This is a genomic window from Geodermatophilus sp. SYSU D00879 (assembly GCF_054050375.1).
Window position 1 is genome coordinate 1 of record NZ_JBJGZF010000013.1, and the last position, 21,236, is coordinate 21,236.

The window sequence follows — 21,236 nt, forward strand, 5'->3', positions numbered from 1 at the left end:
CGGCGACCACACCATCGTCGCGGCCCGGGTGCTGGACCTCGGCGCGGACCCCGGCCGCCGTCCGCTCCTGTTCCACCGCGGCCGCTACGGGTTCGTGGAGGTCGACGGGGGCTGACCGACCCCCCCCGCGGGATCAGGTCGCGCCGAAGCGGACGGCGATGAGCGCGACGTCGTCGCGGCCGTCGAGGGTGCCGCTGACCGCGGCGTCGCACAGGTCGCGGGGCGAGGCGTCGGCCGGGGTGGCCGACAGCCGCTCCACCAGCGCCGCGATGCCCTGGTCGAGGTCCGAGCCGGGGGTCTCCACCAGCCCGTCGGTGTAGGCGAGCACCGTGGAGCCCGGCGGCAGCCGCAGGGTCCGCGTCCGCCGCTCGGCGCCGGCGTCGACGCCGACCAGCAGGCCGGTCACGCCGTCGACCGGCGTCACGGACCCGTCGGGTGAGCGCAGGAGCAGCGGTGGGTGGCCGGCGTTGGCCAGCTGCGCGGTCCAGGCGCCACCCGGCCCGTCCGGCGGGAGGGCGCGCAGGTAGGCCATCGTCGCGAGCGAGGCGACCCGCAGGCCCTGCACCAGCCGGTCCACGCGGGTGAGCACCGTGCTCGGGTACGGATCGGGGGCGTCCCAGAGGCAGGCGCGGATCAACCCGCGCAGGTGCCCCATCGCGGCGGCCGCGGCGACGTCGTGGCCGACGACGTCGCCGACGACCATCCCGACCGACCCGTCGGGCAGCTGCAGCAGGTCGTAGAAGTCCCCGCCGACGTCGGCCGCGGTCGAGGCGCTGACGTAGTGCGCGGCGGCCTCGAGCCCGGGGATCTCCGGCAGGTCCGGCAGCAGGGACCGCTGCAGCGTGTCGGCGACGGCGTGCTCCTGCTGGTAGAGCCGCACGTTGTCCATGACCAGGGCCGCCCGGCGGGCGAGGTCCTCGACCAGCCCGACGTCGTCGGGGGTGAACGGGCGTTCCGGCGAGGTGCGCACCAGCGTGATCGCCCCGCGGGTCCGGCGGCGGGCCACCAGGGGTGCGCTCAGCGCCGACGCAGCGCCCAGCCGCCCGGCGATCTCCCGGGCCACCGGGGAGGCGGTGGCGTCGTCCAGCCGCTCGGACAGCCGCTCGACCAGGACCGCGCGCGAGGTGGTGATGCTGCGCTGGCTCGGCGAGTCCGGCGGCAGCCGGAGGGCGTGCCCGGCGTCGAAGCGGCGCAGGTCGGTGCGCTGGTGCTCGCGGTCGCGGGAGACCAGCTCGCGGACCTCGCCGGACTCGTCGACGAGCGTGATGACCGTCCAGTCGGCCAGCTGCGGCACGCACAGGGCGGCCAGCCGGTCGAGCACGTCGGCGATGTCGAGGGTGGCGATCAGCGCGCTGGTGGCCTCGGCCATGAGCGCGAGCCGGGCCTGGGCGCCCTCGGCGTCGCGCTGCGCCTGCTCGGCGTCGCGCTGGGCCTGCTCCGCGACCGACCGGGCGAGCTCGGCCTCCTGCCGGGCCGCCTGCTCGGCGGCGAAGGCGGCCTCCCGCTCGGCCTCGACCCGCACCCGCTCGGTGACGTCGGTCTGCACGCCGACGAAGCTGACCAGCTCGCCGTCGCCGTCGAACACCGGGCTGATCGCGAGCTGGTTCCAGAAGGCGGTGCCGTCGCGGCGGTGGTTGAGCAGCGTGACGGTGACCGCCTCCCGCGCCCGCAGCGCCGCGCGGATCTGCTCGACGGTCGCCCGGTCGGTGCTGGGGCCCTGCAGGAAGCGGCAGTTGCGGCCCACCGACTCCTCGTAGGAGTACCCGGTGATCCGGGTGAACGACGGGTTGACCCAGACCAGCGGGTTGTCCGGCTGGCGGGGGTCGGTGATGGTGAACGCGATGTCGGTGGCCACCACGGCCCGCTCGCGCAGCGCCTGCAGCTCGGCGTCGGCGTCCCCGCCGCCGGCCTTCTCGACCTCCAGCAGCACCACCAGCGACAGCTGCTGCCGGCTGCCCGGCTGCGACAGCGGGAAGCCGGTCACCCACAGCAGCCGGTCCGCGTCGCCGTCGTCCTCCCGGGCCCGGCCGGCGTCGGTGCTGCGGCCCGGCGAGAGCCGCACCGCCTCGCCGGTGACCGGCTGGCCCTGGGCGACCAGCGACAGGGGGCCGCTGGTGCGCGCGAGCGGCGCGCCGCCGAGGTCGGTGAGGCCGGCCGACGCGCCCCAGGTGTCGACGTCGACCGGGAGGCGGACGTTGCCGGCCATCTCGACCGCGGCGGTGTTCGCGTAGGTGACCGCGCCCGACTCCTGGTCGATGAGCAGGACCGCGACCGGGACGTCGGCCAGGACCGCGGGCAGGGCCGTGGAGGCGGAGTGGGCCCCGCGGTGCCCGGAGACGACGGCGGTGGCGGCGCTGACGATGCCGGCCTGCCGGTCGCCGGCGCCGTCCCCGGTGGGCGCCGTCGCCTCGGCCATGACGGCGCGGGTGCGCGGGGGGATGCCGTCGCCGGACGGCGCGTCGGTCGGGCCGCCGATGCCGGGCAGCAGGCCGGGCGGTGGCCCCTGCTCCTCCCGCGGTCGGTTCCCGTCCGGTCGCACGCAACGAATCTAACTGCTGTCCCAGGCCGGGCGCCCGTGCGCCAGGTGACCAGCCCGGACAGGTGTGCCCGGCGCCCTCATGGGCACCCCTCCGAGGACCACTCGGGAGGGAGACGCCATGGGACTGCTCGACCGGCTCCTCGGCCGGCGCCGCGCGCCGGAACCCCCGGCCTACGGGGGCTACGACGGCTACGCCACACCGGCCGCACCGCCCGCAGCACCGCGCCCGCCCGCCGCCCCGCGGGCCTCCGGGGACCGCCCGCTGACCGACCAGCAGGCCATCGAGCGCTACCGCTACCTGCTCAAGACCGCGCCGCCGGACCAGATCGAGCAGGCGCACGCGGAGGCCTTCGCCCAGCTCACACCGGAGCAGCGGCAGGAGGTGCTCACCCAGCTCGCGGCCGGCGTGCCGGCGTCCGAGCGCCCCCGCAGCGACGACGCCCAGACCCTCGCCCGGGTCGCCACCCGCGCCGAGCTCCGCCAGCCGGGGTTCCTCGAGCGGACCTTCGGCGGCTTCGGCGGCGGACCCGGCTACGGGGGCGGCGGGTACGGCTACGGCGGCGGCTACGGGCCCCGGATGGGCGGCATGGGCGGCTTCGCCGGCTCGATCGGCGGCAGCATGCTCGGCACCATCGGCGGCCTCGTCGTCGGGACGGCGGTCGCCGACGCGCTGTTCGACACGGGCCTCGGTGACAGCGGCCTGTTCGGCGGCGGCGACGAGGAGGCCTACGCCGAGGGCTACCAGGACGGCGCCGGGGCCGGCGACGGCGGCGGGGACGGCGGGGGCGACTACGCGGCCTCCGACGGCGGCTACGGCGGCGACCCCGGCGCCGACTTCGCCGGCGGGGCCGACAGCGGCTACGACGGCGGCGGGGACTTCGGCGGCGGGGACTTCGGCGGCGACTTCGGGGGCGGCGACTTCTGACCGCTCAGGACCGGCCGGGACCGTCCTCGGGGACGGTCCCGGCCGCCTCCTCCCCCGCCGCCACCTCGGCCTGGTGGCGCAGCCACAGCAGGCCGAGCACCGGCAGCACCAGCGGCACGAACCCGTAGCCGCGGCCGAACGCCGACCACACCGTCTCGTCGGGGAAGGCCGCCCGGTCCACCAGCGACAGCACGCCCACGACCAGCACGCCGGCCAGCTCCACCGAGCACGCGACGACGGCGGTCCGCCGTCCCGCCCGCCCGCCGCGGGCCAGCCCCACCGTGGCGACCAGGTAGACCACCGCGGCCAGCGCCGACAGCAGGTAGGCCACCGGCGCCTCGTCGAAGCGGGTGGCCAGCTGCACGCCGGCGCGCGCACCGGCGGCCAGCGCGAAGACCGCGTACACGGCCACCAGGACCCGGCCCGGCCCGGCGGCGGTCCCGCCCGGCGCCGTGCCCCGCGCGTCCCGCTCAGGCACCCGGGGCCTCCCAGAGCTGCACCAGCCGCCACACCATGACCGCGGTGACCAGCGACGCCACGGCCAGCACCGTCCCCGCCCAGCGGCTGGGCTCGGTGCGCGACCACAGCACCCCGGCCACCGGCAGCAGGACGACACCGGCCAGGTAGCCGACGAACGTCGCCGTCTCCGGGGGCCGCTGCCCGCCCGCCAGCGCCACCGCCGCCACCACCGCCTGGACGACGAGCAGCACCTCGAGCACCGCGGCGCCGGCCAGGTGCAGCAGGCCGATGCGCCGGCGGGCGAGGGTGGACGCCAGGCCGGCGAGGGCGACCAGCAGGGCCACCGCCGTGGCCGACCAGACGAGGAGGGCGTTCATCGCCTCCCATGATCGCGCGCCGTCCGGGGGAGCCGGGACCGGGCGCGGGGTAGGCATGGGGTCATGACCGTCCGCGACCTGCTGGTGGACCTGTGCACCGAGCACCTGGACGCCGTCACCGGCGACCCGGTGCCGCTGCAGGCCCTGGTCGGCTTCCTCGCGGCGTGCGGGGTGGCCGAGCCGAGCACGCGGGTCGCCACGTCGGCACTGCGCCGCGCCGGCTGGCTGACCGCGTCCCGGCGCGGGCGGGAGACGCTGCTCGCCCCGACCGCGGCGCTGCGCGCGGCGGTCGCCGCCCGCGACGAGCGGGTCCGGCGGCGGCTGGGCCCGTGGGACGGCGCGTGGCGGATGGTCGTCTACGGCGTCCCGGAGACCGACCGCGCGGCCCGCGAGCGGGTGCGGCGCGCGCTGGCCCGCGCCGGCTTCGGCCCCCTGGCGCCGGCCACGTGGGTGTCGCCGCACGCCGTCGCGCTGGAGGAGGTGCGCGCCGAGCTGGCCGGCGAGCGCACCTCCCGGCTGGACCTGCTCACCGCGCAGGTGGCCGACCCGCGGCTGTCCGACGCCGACCTGGCCGCCCGCTGCTGGGACCTCCCCCGGCTCGGCGCCGCCTGGGTGCGCGTGCTCGACCGGCTGCGCGGGGTCGCCGGTGCTCCACCCGAGGGCCCGGCCGCGCTCGGGTGCCACCTGCAGCTGCGCGCGGAGGTGCGGGCGGTGCTCACCGGCGACCCGCTGCTGCCTCCGGCGCTGCAGCCGGAGGCGTGGCCGGCGCGCGAGGTCCGCGACGCGTGGGCCGACGTCGGCGCCCGGCTGGCCGCCGCCGCCCGCGCCCACGTCGCCGAGGTCCTCTCCTCCCCCACGGCCCGCGCCGCCTGAGGCCGTCCCGCCGCCCGCGCGCGGGAGGCGGGACGGGCCCTCACCGGTGGACGCCGGACATGTCCGGGTAGCGGTCGCCGACCGCGGCGCCGACCGGGGCGGCCTCGTCGAGCCGGCGCAGGTCGCCGTCGGAGAGCTCGACGTCGGCGGCCGCGGCGTTCTCCTCCAGGTAGCGCACCCGCTTGGTGCCCGGGATCGGCACCACGCCCGGGTTGCCCCCGCGGTCGCTCTGCGCCATCACCCACGCCAGCGCGAGCTGCGACGCCGTCACGCCCTTCTCGTCGGCGATCTCCCGCACCCGGTCGACCAGGCGCAGGTTCTGCTCGAACGCCTGGCCCTGGAACCGCGGGTTGTGCCGGCGGAAGTCGTCGGGCGCGAGGTCGTCGACGCTGCGGATCTGCCCGGAGAGGAAGCCGCGGCCGATCGGCGAGTAGGCGACGAACCCGATGCCGAGCTCGGCGCAGGTGGCCAGGACGCCGTTCTCCTCGGGATCGCGGCTCCACAGCGAGTACTCGGTCTGCACGGCGGTCACCCGCTGGACGGCGTGCGCCCGGCGGATGGTCTCCGGGGCGGCCTCGGAGATCCCGACGGTGCGCACCTTGCCCGCGTGGACCAGCTCGGCCAGCGCGCCCCAGGTGTCCTCGACCGGGACGGTGGTGTCCACCCGGTGCTGGTAGTAGAGGTCGATGACGTCGACGCCGAGCCGCTCGAGCGAGGCGTCGCAGGCCCGCCGCACGTAGTCGGGCGTGCCGTTGATCCCGCGGAACGAGCCGTCCTCGCCGCGCTCGTTGCCGAACTTGGTGGCCAGCACCACCTCGTCCCGGCGGCCGGCGATCGCCTTGCCGACCAGCCGCTCGTTGGTGAACGGGCCGTACATGTCCGCGGTGTCGAGGAAGGTGACGCCGAGGTCGAGGGCCCGCTGGATGGTGCGCTCGGCCTCGGCCTGGTCACCGGTGCCGTAGAACTCGCTCATCCCCATGCAGCCCAGCCCCATGGCGGGGACGGACAGGGACCCGAGGGTGCGTGTCTGCATGCGCCGCTCCTGCCCGCCGGCGGACGGGGGCAACCAGGGGTCAGGGGACCCCGCCGTTCCGTTGCTCTGCGGGCTGTGGCAGGTTAGGCCAGCCTTACTGAGGGCAGCCTGACCTACCCATGAGCAGGAGAACGATGCGCACCGCGACCCGGCCGCTGTCGGCCGCCTCCCTGTCCCTCGCCACGGTCCTCGCGCTCGGCGCGTGCTCGTCCGACGAGCCGGTGGCCGAGGCCGCGACCGACGCCGGGACGGTCACCTGGACGTGGGACCGGAACACCGCCGCCGAGGACCAGGAGCCGGAGTACGAGGAGACGACGGTCGAGGTCCCGGTGGACCCCGAGCGGATCGTCGTCTTCGACATGGCCAGCCTCGACACGATCGGCGCACTGGGCGGCGAGGTCGCCGGCGCCCCGCTGGACTCGGTGCCCGACCACCTGCAGCAGTACCTGGCCGACGACGCCTTCGACGCGGGCACCCTGTTCGAGGCCGACCTGGTCGAGATCGAGTCGCAGCAGCCCGACCTCATCGTCATCGGCGGCCGCTCCGCGGCCCTGTACGAGGACCTCAGCGAGATCGCCCCGACGGTCGACCTGAGCCTGCGCGGCTCCTACACGGAGACCCTCGAGCGCAACGCCACCTTCCTCGGCGAGGTGCTCGGCGCGGAGGACGAGGCAGCCGCGGCCGTCGCCGACCTCGAGGCGGGGATCGAGGAGGCGCGGGCCGCCACCGCCGACGCGGGCACCGGCCTGGGCCTCATGGTCTCCGGCGGCGAGCTCAGCGCGATGGCCCCGGCCCGCGAGGGCGCGGACGCCCGCGGCGCGCGCGGCGGGCTGATCTACGACGCGTTCGGCGTGCAGCCCGTCGTCGACGACATCCAGGCCGCCACGCACGGCGAGCCGGTCTCCTTCGAGTTCCTGCTCGAGACGGACCCCGACCACCTGTGGGTCGTCGACCGCGACGCCGCCACCGGCGAGGAGGGCGCGCAGGCGGCCGCGGCGGTGCTCGACAACGACGTCGTCGCGCGGACGACCGCCGCCCAGCGGGGCCAGATCCACTACCTCGACCCGGTCGCCTGGTACGTCGTCTTCGGGGGCATCGACACCACCCGGATCATGATCGACGACGTCCTGCAGATCGCCGGCTGAGTCCCGCACCTCCTCCGTGACGGCACTCGACACGGGCCGGACGGGCACCCCCGCCCCGGCGCGCCCCCGGCGCACCGGCGTGGGGGTGCTCGTCGGCGTGCTGCTCGCGGGCCTCGCGGTCGCGAGCCTGTCCATCGGCGTCTCCGACGTCTCCCCGCTGTCGGTGCTCACCGGCGGGTCCGACGGCACCGCGGCGTTCCTGCTCGTGGCCAGCCGGATCCCGCGCACCGTGGCGCTGGTCCTCGCCGGCGCCTCGCTGGGCATCGCCGGGCTGATCATGCAGATGCTCGTGCGGAACAAGTTCGTGGAGCCGAGCACCACCGGCGTCACCGAGTTCGCCACGCTCGGCATGCTCGTGACGACGGTGTTCCTGCCGGGGCTGGCCGTGGCCGGCAAGACGGTCGCCGCCGCGGTGTTCGGCCTCCTCGGCACCTGGGTGTTCCTGCGGGTGGTGCGGGCGGTGCCGGTTCGCCAGCTCGTGCTCGTCCCGCTGGTCGGCATCGTGCTCGGCGGCGTCGTCGGCGCGGTGACGACGTTCGTCGCCTACCGCCTGGACCTGCTGCAGTCCCTCGGGCAGTGGGCGCAGGGCAGCTTCGCCGGCGTCGTGCAAGGCCGGTACGAGCTCGTGTGGATCGCCGGCGTGATGGTCGTCGTCGCCTGGCTGGCCGCCGACCGGTTCAGCGTCATCGGTCTCGGCGAGGAGTTCGCGACCAACCTGGGACTGGACCACCGCCGCGTCGTAGCCGTCGGGATGGTCGTCGTCGCGGTGATCACCGCGGCGGTGCTCGTCACCGCGGGGCTGGTCCCGTTCCTCGGCCTCGTCGTCCCGAACGTCGTCAGCCTGCTGATCGGCGACAACGTGCGCCGCGCGATCCCGTGGGTCGCCGCGCTCGGGGCCGTGTTCGTCGTCGCCTGCGACATCCTGGCGCGGGTCCTGCGCTTCCCCTACGAGATCCCGCTGTCGGTCGTCGTCGGCATCGTCGGCGCGGTGCTGTTCCTCTGGCTGCTGCTGCGGAGGGGGAGCCGTGCTCACTGACCCCGCGCCGACGACGGTCCGCCCCCGCGCGGCGGTGCGCGTGCGCCGGGCCGGGCCCGCGGCCCGCCTGGCCGTGCTCGGCGCCGTCGCGGTCGTCCTGGCCGCGCTCTACCTGGTCACCGACGTCCCCGGCTCGCTGGCCTACGCGCTGGAGAAGCGCGGCCTGACGGTGGCCGCGATGGTCGTCGTCGCGGCGGCGGTCGGGGTGTCGACGGTCGTCTTCCACACGATCACGCAGAACCGCGTCCTCACCCCGTCGATCATGGGGTTCGACGCGTTCTACGTGCTGATCTCGACCGTCGTCGTCTTCGCCGCCGGGTCCGCGGCGTTCCTGGCGGCCGACCCGCTCGTCCTCTGGGCGGTGCAGGTGGCGGTCATGGTCGGGTTCAGCGCCGTCCTGTTCACCTGGCTGTTCGGCGGGAAGCGGCGCTCGATCCACCTGATGCTGCTGGTCGGCGTCGTGCTGGGCACCTTCTTCCGCGCCCTCAGCGAGTGGATGCAGCGGATGCTGGACCCCCTGGACTTCCAGGTGCTCTCCGACGCGTTCTTCGCCTCCCTGACCCGGCCCGACGAGACGCTGCTGTCGCTCACCGCGGCGCTGGTCGTCCTCGGCTGCGCGGTCGTCGTGCCGCTGCTGCGCACCCTCGACGTGCTGACCCTCGGCGAGCCGGCCGCCGTGGGCCTGGGCGTCGACCACCGGCGCGTGGTGATGACCCTGTTCCTGGTCGTCTCGGTGATGGTCGCGGCGTCGACGGCGCTGGTCGGGCCGATCCTGTTCTTCGGCCTGGTCGTCGCCAACCTCGCCTACTCGTGGGCGGGCTCGTTCCGGCACGTCTGGACGGTGCCCACGGCGGTGCTCCTCGGCGTCGTCTGCCTGCTCGGCGGCCAGCTGGTCCTGGAGCGGGTGCTCGGCTTCGGCGGCACCCTCTCCACGGTCGTCGACTTCGCCGGCGGCCTGTTCTTCCTGTACCTCGTCCTGCGGAAGGGGGCGCGGTGATCGCGCTCGAGGGCGTCACCAAGCGCTACGGCGGCCAGACGGTGGTCGACGACGTCACGATCCGCGTCGGCGGCGAGGGGGTGACGGCGCTCATCGGCCCCAACGGCGCGGGCAAGTCGACGCTGTTCGGCCTCGTCGGCCGCCTGGTCCGGCCCGACGCCGGCCGGGTGACGGTGGACGGCCTCGACGTCGCGACGACGCCGTCGCAGGAGCTGGCCCGGCGCCTGGCCGTGCTGCGCCAGGACAACCACGTCACCGCCCGGCTGACCGTCTCCGACCTCGTGGGGTTCGGGCGCTTCCCGCACTCGCGGGGCCGGCTCACCGTCGCCGACCGCGAGCACGTCGACCGGGCGATCGCCTACCTGGAACTCGACCCCTACCGGCACCGCTTCCTCGACGAGCTCTCCGGCGGTCAGCGCCAGCGGGCGTTCATCGCGATGGTCCTCGCCCAGGACACCGAGTACGTGCTGCTCGACGAGCCGCTCAACAACCTCGACCTGCGGCACATGGGCGAGATCATGCGGCTGGTCCGGACGATGGCCGACGAACTCGGCAAGCGGGTCGTCACCGTGCTGCACGACGTCAACTCCGCGGCGGCCCACGCCGACCGCATCGTGGCCATGCGGGACGGCGCCGTCGTCGCGGACGCCCCCGCCCGCGACGTCATGCGTCCCGAGGTGCTGGCGGCCGTCTACGACACCACCGTCGACGTCCGCGAGATCGACGGCCGGCCGGTCGCCCTCTACTACGGCTGAGCGCGCGCGGTGTCGACCTGCTGTCGTCTCCCCGCGCGGGAGGGGACAGCAGGTCGACACCCGGCTACGCCCAGCGGGCGAGGGACGTGCTGGTCCCCGGGTCGACCACGGTGAAGCCCGCGTCGACCACCTCGACGTCCGCCCGCGGCCGCAGCGCCGTCCACCGCGCGACGTCGGGGTGCTCGACCACCACCGGGAAGCCGGTGGCCGCCCACGCGTCGAACCGCCCGTCGGGCATCCGCATCGCCGACAGCTGCGCGGCGTGACCGCAGGCCGCGGCCGCCTTCCCCAGCGGGAGGAACGGCTCCGGGCAGACCGAGACGACGAGCGGGCCGCCCGGCTCCGGGTCGACCGCCGGCCGGGCGCCGGGGTCGTCGAGCTCGCTGCCGGTCAGCTGTAGCTTCGCGACCTCCGGGGGGATGGCGTCGGTCGGTCCCGGCACCAGGGCACGGACCTCGGCGCCGGCCACCGCGGCGGTCACGCCCGGGAGGGTCCCGACCCGCTCCCAGGCCACTCCCCTGGCCCGCCGGCAGTGCTTGCGGATCGCCCCGTCGGTCCAGCGGCGGACCAGCGGCTCCCACTCCCCACCCGGCAGCGCCCGGTCGTCGGCGAGCAGGCGCACGACCGCCGTCGCCGCGGCCTCGCAGACGGCCGTCCGGGCCGGCGGCTCGACCCGCTCCACGCGCGCCACCAGCTGCATCGCCCAGGGCGCCTCTCCGGGTGGGTCGTCGTACACGCCCCCACCCTGACGGACGGGCGCGGCGCCCCCGGTACCCGGAACCCGACGACACGCCCGGGTGTCGCGCCGGCGTGACCGTCGTCGCACCCGCTCGTTTCCTCAGGTCGCACCGACCTGCCCTCGAAGAGGAGAGCCCATGAACCGGTCGTCCCGCCGCGTCCTCGGGGGAGGGAGCCTGGCCGCGCTGCTCGCCGGCGCGCTCCTGGCCTCCCCCGCCCAAGCCGCCCCGGGCCCGCTCGCCCCCGTCCAGGACTTCCTGGCCGACCAGCTGGCCGGCCTGGCCGGCGCCGACCCGACCGTCGTCCTGGTGCACGGCACCGACGCGCAGGCCGCGCGGGACGCGGTCGCTGCCACCGGGATGCGGACGGTCACCGAGTTCGAGCGGATCGGTGTCGTGGTCGCCCGCGGGACGGCCGCGCAGGTAGAGGCGGCGCGCAGCGAGCCCGGCGTCGTCTACCTCGAGGGCAACACCCCGATCGAGTTCAGCCAGGAGACCTCCAACACCGCCACCCGCGGCGCCGAGGCGATCACCACGTTCACCGGCGCCAACGGCCAGCCGCTCGACGGCAGCGGCGTCTCGGTCGCCGTCATCGACTCCGGCGTCGACCCCACGCACCCCTACTTCCGTGAGGCCGACGGCAGCAGCGCCGTCGTCGCCAACCTCAAGAGCGTCTGCCTGGTCGAGACCAACACCTCCTCCGATTGCGTGGTCCCGGTCCCCGGCGTCGTCGACACCGACACCCTGGCGGCCGGCGGGCACGGCACCCACGTGAGCGGCATCGTCGCCGGCCGGCCCACCACGCTGACCGACGGCGGCCGGCTGCAGGGCGCGGCGCCCGGCGCGAGCCTGGTGTCGATCGGCACCGGCGCGGTGCTGCTCATCGTCGGCGCCGACTCGGCGCTGAACTGGGTGCTGGAGAACCACGAGCACCCCTGCGGCGCCGACGTCCCGGCCGCCGAGTGCCCGCCGATCAGGGTCACCAACAACTCCTACGGCCCCTCCGGCGGCGGGGAGTTCGACCCGAACTCGGCGACGGTGAAGCTGCAGCGGGCGCTGGCCGCTGAGGGCGTGGTCACCGTCTGGGCCGCCGGCAACGACGGCGGTGACGGCTCGACGTCGCTGACCAACCCGCCGGGCCAGGACCCGACCGGCGGCATCCTCTCGGTGGCCTCCTACTACGACCAGGACACCGGCACCCGTGACGGCGTGGTCAGCGAGTACTCCTCGCGCGGCGCCTCGGCCGACCCCTCGACCTGGCCGGACCTCTCCGCGCCCGGTGAGAACATCACCTCGGCCTGCCGGCTGACGCTGCCGATCTGCGGCACCGGCCTCGACCCGCGCAACGGCCCCGGCCCGCTCGACATCGGCACGTTCAACACCATCAGCGGGACCTCGATGGCCGCGCCGCACATCGCCGGCATCGTCGCCCAGCTGTTCCAGGCCGATCCGACGGCCACCCCGGCCGAGGTCGAGGCCGCGCTGAAGTCGACGGCCTACCGCTACACCGACGGCGCGGCCTACACCGCGGTCGGTGGCTACACGACGTCGTTCGACAAGGGCACCGGCCTGGTCGACGTCGTCGCGGCGGTCCGGGCACTGACCGGCACGACGCCGGCGGCGACCGGCACGCACGCCCGCAAGCCGGGCAAGCCGCGCGGCTGATCCGCACTGGGCGGCGCACCGCCTCCGCCCGACACGGCCCGGTTCCACGTGGAACCGGGCCGTGTGACCTTCCTGTGAACTCCGCCGATCGCGTCGCGATGATCGTCGGGCTGGGGTTGGATCGACCCCATGTGCGGCCTCTCCGGCGAGATCAGGTTCGACGGCTCCCTGGCCGACACCACCGCGGTGGCGCGGATGGTCGAGGCGCTGGTCCCCCGCGGGCCCGACGGCCAGGGCCAGTGGAGCGCCGGCCGGGTGGCGTTCGGCCACCGCCGGCTGTCGGTCATCGACCTCTCCCCCAGCGGCTCCCAGCCCATGGTGGACAGCGAGCTGGGCCTCGAGGCCGTCTTCAACGGCTGCATCTACGACTACAAGGAGCTGCGCGCCGAGCTCGAGGGCCACGGCTACCGCTTCTTCTCCACCAGCGACACCGAGGTCCTGCTCAAGGGCTACCACCACTGGGGCCTGGACTTCGTCGACCACCTGCACGGCATGTTCGTCGTGGTCATCCACGAGCGGGACACCGGCCGCGTGGTCATGGCCCGCGACCGGCTGGGCATCAAGCCGCTGTACCTGGCCGAGACGCCGGGCCGGCTGCGGTTCGCCTCCTCGCTGCCGGCCCTGCTCCGCGCGGGCGACGTCGACACCTCCATCGACCCGGTCGCGCTGCACCACTACCTGACCTGGCACGCCGTCGTCCCGGCGCCGCGCACCCTGCTCAACGGCGTGCGCAAGCTGCCGCCGGCCACCGTGCGGGTCATCGAGGCCGACGGCACCAGCCGCGAGCACCGCTACTGGGAGCCCACCTACGAGCGGCGTCCCGAGCACTCCGGCTGGTCGAACCGCGACTGGGAGGACGCGATCGAGGAGGCGCTGCGGGTCGCCGTCCGCCGCCGCCTGGTCTCCGACATCCCGGTCGGCGTGCTCCTGTCCGGCGGCCTGGACTCCAGCCTGATCGTCGGCCTGCTCGCCCAGGAGGGGCAGAGCGGCCTGGCCACCTACTCGATCGGCTTCGAGACCGTCGGCGGCCACGCGGGCGACGAGTTCCGCTACTCCGACGTCATCGCCGAGCGGTTCGGCACCGACCACCACCGCATCCGGGTGTCCTCCGACGAGCTGGCCGCGGCGCTCGGCCACGCCATCGGCGCGATGGCCGAGCCGATGGTCAGCCACGACGTCGTCGCCTTCGACCTGCTGTCCGAGCGGGTCAGCCAGTCGATCCGGGTGGTGCAGTCCGGCCAGGGCGCCGACGAGGTGTTCGCCGGCTACCACTGGTACCCGCCGCTGGCCGGCGTCGAGCGGGGGGAGGCCGTCGAGCGCTACGCGGCGGCGTTCTTCGACCGCGGCGCCGACGACATGCGGGCGCTCGTCGGCGAGCGGTACGCCCTCGACGGCGACCCGAGCCTGGAGTTCGTCCGCGACCACATGTCCCGCGCCGGCGCGCAGACCGCCGTCGACGCCGCCCTGCGGCTGGACAGCGAGGTCATGCTCGTCGACGACCCGGTCAAGCGGGTGGACAACATGTCCATGGCGTGGGGCCTGGAGGCCCGGGTGCCCTTCCTCGACCACGACCTGGTGGAGCTCGCGGCCCAGTGCCCGCCCGAGCTCAAGCTCGCCGACGGCGGCAAGGGCGTGCTCAAGGCGATCGGCCGCCGGATCATCCCGCCGGAGGTCATCGACCGGCCCAAGGGCTACTTCCCGGTGCCGGCGATCACCCACCTCGAGGGCAAGGTGCTCGGCCTGGTGAAGGACGCGCTGTCCAGCGAGGCGGCGCGGGAGCGGGCCCTGTTCCGCCCGGAGTACGTGTCCCGGCTGCTCGAGGACCCCAACGGGGAGCTCACGCCGCTGCGCGGCAACAAGCTCTGGCAGCTGGGCCTGCTGGAGCTGTGGTTGCAGAACCACGGGGTCTGAGGAGGCGCACCGTGGCACCCCGGCTCGCCGGGCACCGCCGCCGCACCGCGGTGGCCGGCACCCCCGACCTCACCGGACGCAACTGGACCACGCCCTCCGAGCACCAGCTCGAGGGCATGGCCGCCGACGTCGTGCTCGACCTGGCGTGGGGGCGCCTGGTCTTCGGCCAGACGTTCACCGAGATGCGCGACATCCTCGCCGCGCTGCGCGCCGAGGAGAGCGGGCAGCGCGACATCTGCATCTACGCCCGCGACCCGCACGTCCTCGTCGGCCTCGCCCCCGACGAGCTGTTCATCGACCCCAGCTACACCTACCGGCTGGACCTCTACCGCTACCGGCCCCGGCCCGAGCTCATCCGCGGCGTCTTCGTCCGCACGGTGACCTCGCTGGAGGACATGGTGGCGATCAACGAGATCTACGCCCGCAACGGCATGGTCACCGGCGACCCCGAGACCATGTGGGCCAACCACCGCACCCGCGCCTTCACCTACCTCGTCGCCGAGGACACCCGGACCTCCCGCATCGTCGGCACGGTCACCGGCGTCGACCACGTGCTGGCGTTCGGCGACCCGGAGAGCGGCACCAGCCTGTGGTGCCTCGCCGTCGACGGGCAGAGCGCGCCGCCCGGCACCGGTGAGGCGCTGGTCCGGGTGCTGGCCGAGCGGTACGTCGGCCGCGGCCGCTCCTACGTCGACCTCTCGGTCATGCACGACAACAAGGGCGCGATCGCGCTCTACCGCAAGCTCGGTTTCGTGCGCGCGCCCGCGGTGTGCGTCAAGCGCAAGAACCCGATCAACACGCCGCTGTTCGCCGCCCGCCCTCCCGGTCTGACCCAGCTCAACCCCTACGCGCGGATCATCGCCGATGAGGCGCTGCGGCGGGGGATCCGCGTCCAGGTGACCGACGCCGAGTTCGGCGAGATGCAGCTGTCCCTCGGCGGGCGCCGGGTGCTGACCCGCGAGTCGCTGTCGGAGTTCACCACCGCCGTCGCCATGAGCCGCTGCGACGACAAGCGGGTCACCCGCCGCATCGTCGAGGCCGCCGGGGTGCGCGTGCCCCGCGGCGTGACCGTGCCCGCGGACGACCTCGGCCCCGCCCGCCAGCTGCTGGGCGAGGCCGGGGAGCTGGTGGTCAAGCCCGCCCGCGGCGAGCAGGGCAAGGGCATCACCGTGGGCGTGGCCAGCGAGGAGGAGCTCGGCCGGGCCGTCGACGCCGCGCGGCTGTTCTGCCCGGACGTGCTCGTCGAGGAGCTCGTCGACGGCGAGGACGTGCGCGTCGTCGTCATCGACCACGAGGTGGTCGCCGCGGCGGTGCGCAAGCCCGCGGAGGTCGTCGGCGACGGCCGCAGCACCGTGGCCCAACTGGTCCGCGAGACCAGCCGGCGGCGGGAGCGGGCCACCGGCGGCGAGTCGCGGATCCCGCTGGACGACGTCACCACCGAGGTCGTCCGGGCGGCCGGGTACGCGATGGACGACGTCCTGGCCAACGGGCAGCGGCTGCGCGTGCGGCGGACGGCGAACCTGCACACCGGCGGCACCATCGAGGACGTCACCGACCGGCTGCACCCGGCGATCGGTCAGGCGGCGGTGCGGGCCAGCCGGGCGATCGGCATCCCGGTGACCGGCGTCGACTTCCTCGTCCCCGACGTCGAGGGCCCCGACGCGGTGTTCGTCGAGGCCAACGAGCGCCCGGGGCTGGCCAACCACGAGCCGCAGCCCACTGCCGCCCGCTTCGTCGACCTGCTGTTCCCCGAGACCCGCCGCCGCCCGTGACGCCGGTGCCGCGTCGTGACGCCGGTGCTGCGCATGATCAGGTGACCTGATCGTGCTGCGTCCTGGCTCACCGCCGACCGTGAGCCAGGACGCGTTGCGGTGAGCCAGGACGCGCGCAGGTGAGCGAGGACGTCGTCGAGGAGGGTGCGAGTGGCCTATCTGCTGGCGGCGGCCGGCGGGGCGCTGGGGGCGCTGGCGCGGTGGGGCGTCGCCGAGGCGCTCCCCTCCCCCGGCGCCGGGTGGCCCTGGGCCACGCTGCTGGTCAACCTCACCGGCTGCCTGCTGATGGGCGTCCTGCTCGGCCTGCTCACCACGGGCCCGGAGCCGGCGTGGGTGCGGCCGTTCCTCGCCGTCGGCGTGCTCGGCGGCTACACGACGTACTCTGCGTTCGCCGTCGAGGTCGTCGAGCTGACCGGCGCCGGCCGGGTCCCGCTCGCCACGGGCTACGTGCTCGTCTCGGTCCTCGGCGGGGTGCTCGCCACGGCCGCCGGCCTGCTCGCGGTGCGGCGGCGGAGACCGTGACGCCGCTGCTGGTCGCGGCCGGCGCGCTGGTCGGTGCGCCGCTGCGGCTGCTGGCGGTCCGCCTCGCGGGCCGGGCGGGCCGGGACCCCGCGGTCGGCACCCTGGCGGTCAACGTCGCGGGCTCCGCCGTGCTCGGCGTGCTGCTCGGCCTCGGCGACGCGCCCGCGGCGGTGGTCGCCCTCGTCGGCACCGGCTTCTGCGGGACGCTGACCACCTTCTCCAGCTTCGGCGCCGACGTCGTCCGGCTGGTGGAGGAGCGCGCCCTCGCCCGGGCGGCCGGGTACCTCGCGGCCACGCTGGTGCTCGGCCTCGGGGCCGCGGCCGCCGGGTACGTCCTGGCCCGCTGATCCGGCCTGCGGGTGACGTGGCCGCGGCGTCTCAGTAGGGTCGACGGCGTATGGCCAGGACAGGCGCGGGAGACGTGGGGACGGACAGTCCCGTCGTCGTGGTGGCCAACCGGCTGCCGGTCGACCAGGTGACCGACCCCGACGGGACGACCCGCTGGCAGCGCAGCCCCGGCGGCCTGGTGACCGCGCTCGAGCCCTTCGTCGCCGGCCGCGGCGGCGCGTGGGTGGGCTGGTCCGGCTCGGCCGGCGAGGCGCCCGAGCCCTTCGAGTCCGGCGGGATGTCGCTGATCCCCGTCGAGCTCTCGGAGGAGGAGGTCGACCGCTACTACGAGGGCATGTCCAACGCCTCGCTGTGGCCGCTCTACCACGACGTGGTCGAGAAGCCGGAGTACCACCGCACCTGGTGGGACACCTACGTGCAGGTCAACAAGCGCTTCGCCGAGCGGACCGCGGAGGTGGCCGCCGAGGGCGCGATCGTCTGGGTGCACGACTACCAGCTGCAGCTGGTGCCCGCGATGCTCCGGCAGCGCCGGCCCGACCTCACGATCGGCTTCTTCCTGCACATCCCGTTCCCGCCCTACGAGCTGTTCACCCAGCTGCCGTGGCGGTCGGCGATCGTCGAGGGGCTGCTGGGCGCGGACCTGGTCGGCTTCCAGCGGCCGAGCGCGGCGGCGAACTTCGTCCAGCTGGCCCGCCGGCTGCACGAGCTGCCCACCCGCGGCGCGACGGTCGACTACGACGGGCGCACGGTGACCGCGCGGGCCTTCCCCATCTCCATCGACGTCGCCGCCTTCGACGAGCTGGCCTCCTCGCCGGAGGTGGTCAGCCGGGCCGCGGAGATCCGCGCGGAGCTCGGCAAACCCGACAAGATCATCCTGGGCGTCGACCGGCTGGACTACACCAAGGGCATCAGCGTCCGGCTCAACGCCTTCCAGGAGCTGCTCGAGGACGGCGCGGTGGAGGTGCCCGGGACGGTCATGGTCCAGGTGGCCACGCCCAGCCGCGAGCGCGTCGAGCACTACGTGCACATGCGGGAGACGATCGAGCAGCAGGTCGGCCACATCAACGGCGTCTTCGGCTCCATCGGCGGCCCGGCGGTGCACTACTTCAACCAGTCGATGCCCCGCGAGGAGCTCGCCGCCCTCTACCGCGCGGCCGACGTCATGCTGGTGACGCCCTACCGCGACGGCATGAACCTGGTGGCCAAGGAGTACGTGGCCGCCCGTGGCGACCTCGGCGGCACGCTCGTCCTGTCCGAGTTCGCCGGCGCCGCCGCCGAGCTCAAGCAGGCGTTCCTGGTCAACCCGCACGACATCGCCGGCGTGAAGAACCAGTTGCTGCGCGCGCTGCGGATCGAGCCGGACGAGGGCGCCCGCCGGATGCGCGCCATGCGCCGGTACCTCGCCAAGCACGACCTCGACCACTGGGCGTCGTCCTTCTTCGACGCCCTGCGCGCCCAGGCGTGAGCGTCCCGGAGGCGACGGCGGCCGCGCTGGCGGCGGTCGCCGCCCGCCGTCCGCTGCTGGTCGCCTCCGACTACGACGGCGTGCTGGCCCCGCTGGTCGGCGACCCGAGCGCGGCGGTCCCCTCCCCCGGCACGGCCGAGGCCCTCGCCCGGATCGCCGCCGCCGACGGCGTGACCGTGGCGCTGGTCAGCGGCCGCGGGCTCGAGGACCTGCGGACGGTCAGCGGCCTCACCGGTCCCTACCGCTGGGTGGGCAGCCACGGCGCCGAGTTCGACGGTCCGCTCACCGGCGACCTGGCCGGCCGCCGGGACGTCCTCGCCGGGCAGCTCGCCCCGCTGGTGGCCGCCGTCCCCGGGGCGCGGCTGGAGGTCAAGCCCGCCAGCGTGGCCGTCCACGTCCGGCAGGTCCCCGACCCGGCCGCGGCCACCGCGCTGCTGGAGTCCGCGGATGCGATCGCGGATCCGTCACTGACGAAGAAGCCGGGCAAGGCGGTGCTCGAGCTCGTCCTCGTGGATGCCGACAAGGGCAGCGCCGTGCGCCGGCTGCGCACCGAGCTCGGCGCCGCCGCCGTCGTCTATCTCGGGGACGACCGCACCGACGAGGACGTCTTCCGCTCCCTCGGCCCGGACGACCTCGGCGTCAAGGTCGGCGAGGGCGAGACGGCCGCGACGCAGCGGGTGGCCGACCCGGGCGCCGCCCTCGCCGTCCTCCGGCTGCTCGGCGACCTGCTCGCCTGACCCCGCCGCGGCGCGTCGCGCCGCGGTCCGGGACGACCGCTCCCCCGTCGCGCGGTCACCGCCCGCGGCGGGTCGACACGGCGCCCCTCCCCCGATCCGACCAGCGCGGACGCCCGCCGAGCCGGCCGGTCACCGCCGACGTGCGTCGACTCGGCGACGGCGCCGCGGGTGGTCACCGCCTCTTCCGCAACGATCCGTCCCGGGGCGTTTCTGGCAAGCGGGCGCGGGCACCGGCCGCCGCCACCATTCCTGCTGCACGCCCGTCACATCCGTCGCAGCGTGCACAGGAAGCCCAGGAGGCTCTCGTGAACGCCGCATCCCGCCCGCGTGCCGGTTGGTTCGCCGACCGCCCGCTGTCCGTCAAGTTCGGCGCGCTGGTCGCCGTCGGCACGCTGTCGCTCGGGGGGCTGCTCGGCGCGACGCTGCTCGGCAACGCCGCCGTCCGCGACGCCCAGGAGCGCGCCGAGGCGCTGGCGGACGCGCAGGCTCTGGTGCTCCAGCTCGACACCCGGGCCAGCGAGCTCAAGGTCGACGGGTTCAAGGCGATCGTCCGCGAGGACCCGGCCGAGCAGCTGGCCGAGCTCGCCGACGACGTCGCCACCCCGCGGGAGCTGCTCGCCGAGCTCGACGGGATCGAGCTGACCGGGGACAGCGCCGCCGCGGTCGCCGCGCTGCAGGACACCTACGGCGACTACACCGACGCGATCACCGTCTTCGTGAACGGCGCCGTGGCCGACCAGGCCGGCGCGCGGGTGCGCTGGGAGGACATCCAGGCCGCCAACGACCTCACCGACGCCGCCGTCGGCACCGCCGAGGACACGCTGGAGACCGAGGCGGAGGCGGCCCAGGACGAGCTGCAGGACACCGTCTCCCGCTACGAGACGATCGCCCTCGTCGTCGCCGGGCTGGGCTTCCTGCTGCTGGTCCTGCTCAGCTGGCTGACCGCCCGCTCGGTGATCCGGCCGGTGCGGACGGTCCAGGCCTCCCTCGAGGCGCTGGCGCAGGGCGACCTGACCCGCAGCACCGGCATCCGGTCCCGTGACGAGGTCGGCCGGATGGCCGACGCCCTGGACCGCGCCCAGGGCAACCTGCGCGAGGTGCTCGACGCCGTGGCGGCCTCCGCGGACGCGGTGGCGGCCTCCAGCGAGGAGCTGTCGGCGTCCTCGGCGCAGATCTCGGCCTCGGCCGGCGAGACGTCGGCGCAGTCCGGCGTGGTCGCGGCGGCCGCGGACGAGGTGTCCCGGTCGGTGCAGACGGTCGCGGCGGGCGCGGAGCAGATGGGCGCCTCGATCCGCGAGATCGCGACCAACGCCGCGGAGGCGTCGGCGGTGGCCGCCCGCGCGGTCACGGCGGCGGAGACGACGACGGCGACCGTGGCCAAGCTGGGCGACTCGTCGGCCGAGATCGGCAACGTCGTCAAGGTGATCACCAGCATCGCCGAGCAGACCAACCTGCTGGCGCTCAACGCCACCATCGAGGCCGCCCGGGCCGGGGAGGCCGGCAAGGGCTTCGCCGTGGTCGCCAACGAGGTCAAGGAGCTCGCGCAGGAGACCGCGAAGGCCACCGAGGACATCGCCCGCCGCGTCGAGGCGATCCAGAAGGACACCGGCGCCGCCGTCGCGGCGATCGGTGAGATCAGCCAGATCGTCGCCCAGATCTCCGACCGGCAGACCACCATCGCCTCCGCCGTCGAGGAGCAGACGGCGACCACGGGCGAGATGTCCCGGTCGGTCGCCGAGGCCGCGCAGGGCTCGGGGCAGATCGCCGACAACATCTCCGGCGTCTCGGCCGCGGCGGACTCCACCACCCAGGCGCTGACCCAGACGCGCACCGCCGTCGACGAGCTGTCCCGCATGGCCGCCGGCCTGCGCACCAGCGTCAGCCGCTTCACCCACTGAAGCCCCACTGAGACCCCACGGAACCTCCGGAAAGGCACCCAC

The 21,236-nt window shown here is 75.2% G+C and carries 19 protein-coding genes; 14 read left to right on the forward strand and 5 right to left on the reverse strand.

The features are described from left to right. Window positions 1-133: 133 nt before the first annotated feature. Window positions 134-2,539, reverse strand: coding sequence for a SpoIIE family protein phosphatase (locus ACI79B_RS16365; protein ID WP_456927670.1), 2,406 nt, complete (start codon window positions 2,537-2,539; stop codon window positions 134-136). Between the two features lie 118 nt (window positions 2,540-2,657). Between ACI79B_RS16365 and ACI79B_RS16370 the strand changes: the two genes are divergently transcribed. Next, the gene (locus ACI79B_RS16370) at window positions 2,658-3,464 is read left to right on the forward strand and encodes a hypothetical protein (RefSeq protein ID WP_456927669.1); all 807 of its coding nucleotides are present in this window, start codon (window positions 2,658-2,660) and stop codon (window positions 3,462-3,464) included. Window positions 3,465-3,468: 4 nt separating this feature from the next. Here ACI79B_RS16370 and ACI79B_RS16375 read toward each other — a convergent pair whose 3' ends face one another. Beyond that, entirely contained in the window at window positions 3,469-3,942 is a 474-nt protein-coding gene (locus ACI79B_RS16375) for a hypothetical protein (protein ID WP_456927668.1), read from the reverse strand. Beyond that, complete coding sequence (locus ACI79B_RS16380) at window positions 3,935-4,300, reverse strand: hypothetical protein (protein ID WP_456927667.1); 366 nt, start codon at window positions 4,298-4,300, stop codon at window positions 3,935-3,937. Before ACI79B_RS16380 ends, ACI79B_RS16375 begins: the two co-directional genes overlap by 8 nt. 63 nt (window positions 4,301-4,363) lie before the next feature. Here ACI79B_RS16380 and ACI79B_RS16385 point away from each other — a divergent pair, with 63 nt between their 5' ends. Next, the gene (locus ACI79B_RS16385) at window positions 4,364-5,173 is read left to right on the forward strand and encodes a PaaX family transcriptional regulator C-terminal domain-containing protein (RefSeq protein WP_456927666.1); all 810 of its coding nucleotides are present in this window, start codon (window positions 4,364-4,366) and stop codon (window positions 5,171-5,173) included. 40 nt (window positions 5,174-5,213) lie between these two features. Here the strand turns inward: ACI79B_RS16385 and ACI79B_RS16390 are convergent, their stop codons facing one another. Then, window positions 5,214-6,206: an aldo/keto reductase gene (locus ACI79B_RS16390; RefSeq protein WP_456927665.1), complete on the reverse strand. Its 993-nt coding sequence runs from the start codon at window positions 6,204-6,206 to the stop codon at window positions 5,214-5,216. A gap of 134 nt (window positions 6,207-6,340) precedes the next feature. Here ACI79B_RS16390 and ACI79B_RS16395 point away from each other — a divergent pair, with 134 nt between their 5' ends. From ACI79B_RS16395 to ACI79B_RS16410, 4 genes are read left to right on the forward strand one after another with little or no spacing between them, the layout of a single operon-like run. Then, window positions 6,341-7,351: a siderophore ABC transporter substrate-binding protein gene (locus tag ACI79B_RS16395; RefSeq protein WP_456927664.1), complete on the forward strand. Its 1,011-nt coding sequence runs from the start codon at window positions 6,341-6,343 to the stop codon at window positions 7,349-7,351. Between the two features lie 16 nt (window positions 7,352-7,367). Continuing rightward, a complete protein-coding gene (locus tag ACI79B_RS16400; protein WP_456927663.1) occupies window positions 7,368-8,387 on the forward strand; it encodes an ABC transporter permease in 1,020 nt (339 codons plus the stop codon). Next, complete coding sequence (locus tag ACI79B_RS16405; protein ID WP_456927662.1) at window positions 8,377-9,384, forward strand: iron chelate uptake ABC transporter family permease subunit; 1,008 nt, start codon at window positions 8,377-8,379, stop codon at window positions 9,382-9,384. The genes ACI79B_RS16400 and ACI79B_RS16405 overlap by 11 nt, the downstream gene beginning before the upstream one ends. Next, complete coding sequence (locus ACI79B_RS16410; protein ID WP_456927660.1) at window positions 9,381-10,139, forward strand: iron ABC transporter ATP-binding protein; 759 nt, start codon at window positions 9,381-9,383, stop codon at window positions 10,137-10,139. The genes ACI79B_RS16405 and ACI79B_RS16410 overlap by 4 nt, the downstream gene beginning before the upstream one ends. A 64-nt stretch (window positions 10,140-10,203) precedes the next feature. Here the strand turns inward: ACI79B_RS16410 and ACI79B_RS16415 are convergent, their stop codons facing one another. Beyond that, window positions 10,204-10,875, reverse strand: coding sequence for a hypothetical protein (locus ACI79B_RS16415; RefSeq protein WP_456927659.1), 672 nt, complete (start codon window positions 10,873-10,875; stop codon window positions 10,204-10,206). Between the two features lie 139 nt (window positions 10,876-11,014). On the opposite strand from ACI79B_RS16415, the gene ACI79B_RS16420 reads away from it, so the two are divergent. From ACI79B_RS16420 to ACI79B_RS16455, 8 genes are all read left to right on the forward strand, one after another. Continuing rightward, a complete protein-coding gene (locus ACI79B_RS16420) occupies window positions 11,015-12,541 on the forward strand; it encodes a S8 family serine peptidase (protein ID WP_456927658.1) in 1,527 nt (508 codons plus the stop codon). A 129-nt stretch (window positions 12,542-12,670) separates the two neighbouring features. Beyond that, window positions 12,671-14,452 carry an N-acetylglutaminylglutamine amidotransferase gene (locus tag ACI79B_RS16425; protein WP_456927657.1) on the forward strand — a complete coding sequence of 594 codons (1,782 nt, stop codon included), beginning with the start codon at window positions 12,671-12,673 and terminating at the stop codon, window positions 14,450-14,452. An 11-nt stretch (window positions 14,453-14,463) separates the two neighbouring features. After that, window positions 14,464-16,224 (forward strand): N-acetylglutaminylglutamine synthetase, encoded by a 1,761-nt coding sequence (gene ngg / locus ACI79B_RS16430; RefSeq protein WP_456927656.1) that lies wholly within the window; start codon window positions 14,464-14,466, stop codon window positions 16,222-16,224. A gap of 150 nt (window positions 16,225-16,374) precedes the next feature. Beyond that, window positions 16,375-16,746: a fluoride efflux transporter FluC gene (locus tag ACI79B_RS16435; protein ID WP_456927655.1), complete on the forward strand. Its 372-nt coding sequence runs from the start codon at window positions 16,375-16,377 to the stop codon at window positions 16,744-16,746. After that, a complete protein-coding gene (locus ACI79B_RS16440; RefSeq protein WP_456927654.1) occupies window positions 16,743-17,093 on the forward strand; it encodes a fluoride efflux transporter FluC in 351 nt (116 codons plus the stop codon). Before ACI79B_RS16435 ends, ACI79B_RS16440 begins: the two co-directional genes overlap by 4 nt. Window positions 17,094-17,167: 74 nt before the next feature. Then, window positions 17,168-18,559, forward strand: a complete 1,392-nt coding sequence (locus ACI79B_RS16445) for an alpha,alpha-trehalose-phosphate synthase (UDP-forming) (protein ID WP_456927653.1) — start codon at window positions 17,168-17,170, stop codon at window positions 18,557-18,559. Then, window positions 18,556-19,296, forward strand: coding sequence for a trehalose-phosphatase (gene otsB, locus ACI79B_RS16450; protein WP_456927652.1), 741 nt, complete (start codon window positions 18,556-18,558; stop codon window positions 19,294-19,296). The genes ACI79B_RS16445 and otsB overlap by 4 nt, the downstream gene beginning before the upstream one ends. A gap of 305 nt (window positions 19,297-19,601) precedes the next feature. Further along, window positions 19,602-21,194, forward strand: a complete 1,593-nt coding sequence (locus tag ACI79B_RS16455) for a methyl-accepting chemotaxis protein (protein ID WP_456927651.1) — start codon at window positions 19,602-19,604, stop codon at window positions 21,192-21,194. The last annotated feature ends 42 nt before the right edge of the window (window positions 21,195-21,236 follow it).

Bases quoted from the DNA above. Each gene is read 5' to 3' on its own strand.
- ACI79B_RS16370 (WP_456927669.1), top strand. From the start codon at position 2,658: ATGGGACTGCTCGACCGGCTCCTCGGCCGGCGCCGCGCGCCGGAACCC.
- ACI79B_RS16380 (WP_456927667.1), bottom strand. From the start codon at position 4,300: ATGAACGCCCTCCTCGTCTGGTCGGCCACGGCGGTGGCCCTGCTGGTC.
- ACI79B_RS16385 (WP_456927666.1), top strand. From the start codon at position 4,364: ATGACCGTCCGCGACCTGCTGGTGGACCTGTGCACCGAGCACCTGGAC.
- ACI79B_RS16390 (WP_456927665.1), bottom strand. From the start codon at position 6,206: ATGCAGACACGCACCCTCGGGTCCCTGTCCGTCCCCGCCATGGGGCTG.
- ACI79B_RS16395 (WP_456927664.1), top strand. From the start codon at position 6,341: ATGCGCACCGCGACCCGGCCGCTGTCGGCCGCCTCCCTGTCCCTCGCC.
- ACI79B_RS16420 (WP_456927658.1), top strand. From the start codon at position 11,015: ATGAACCGGTCGTCCCGCCGCGTCCTCGGGGGAGGGAGCCTGGCCGCG.
- ACI79B_RS16425 (WP_456927657.1), top strand. From the start codon at position 12,671: ATGTGCGGCCTCTCCGGCGAGATCAGGTTCGACGGCTCCCTGGCCGAC.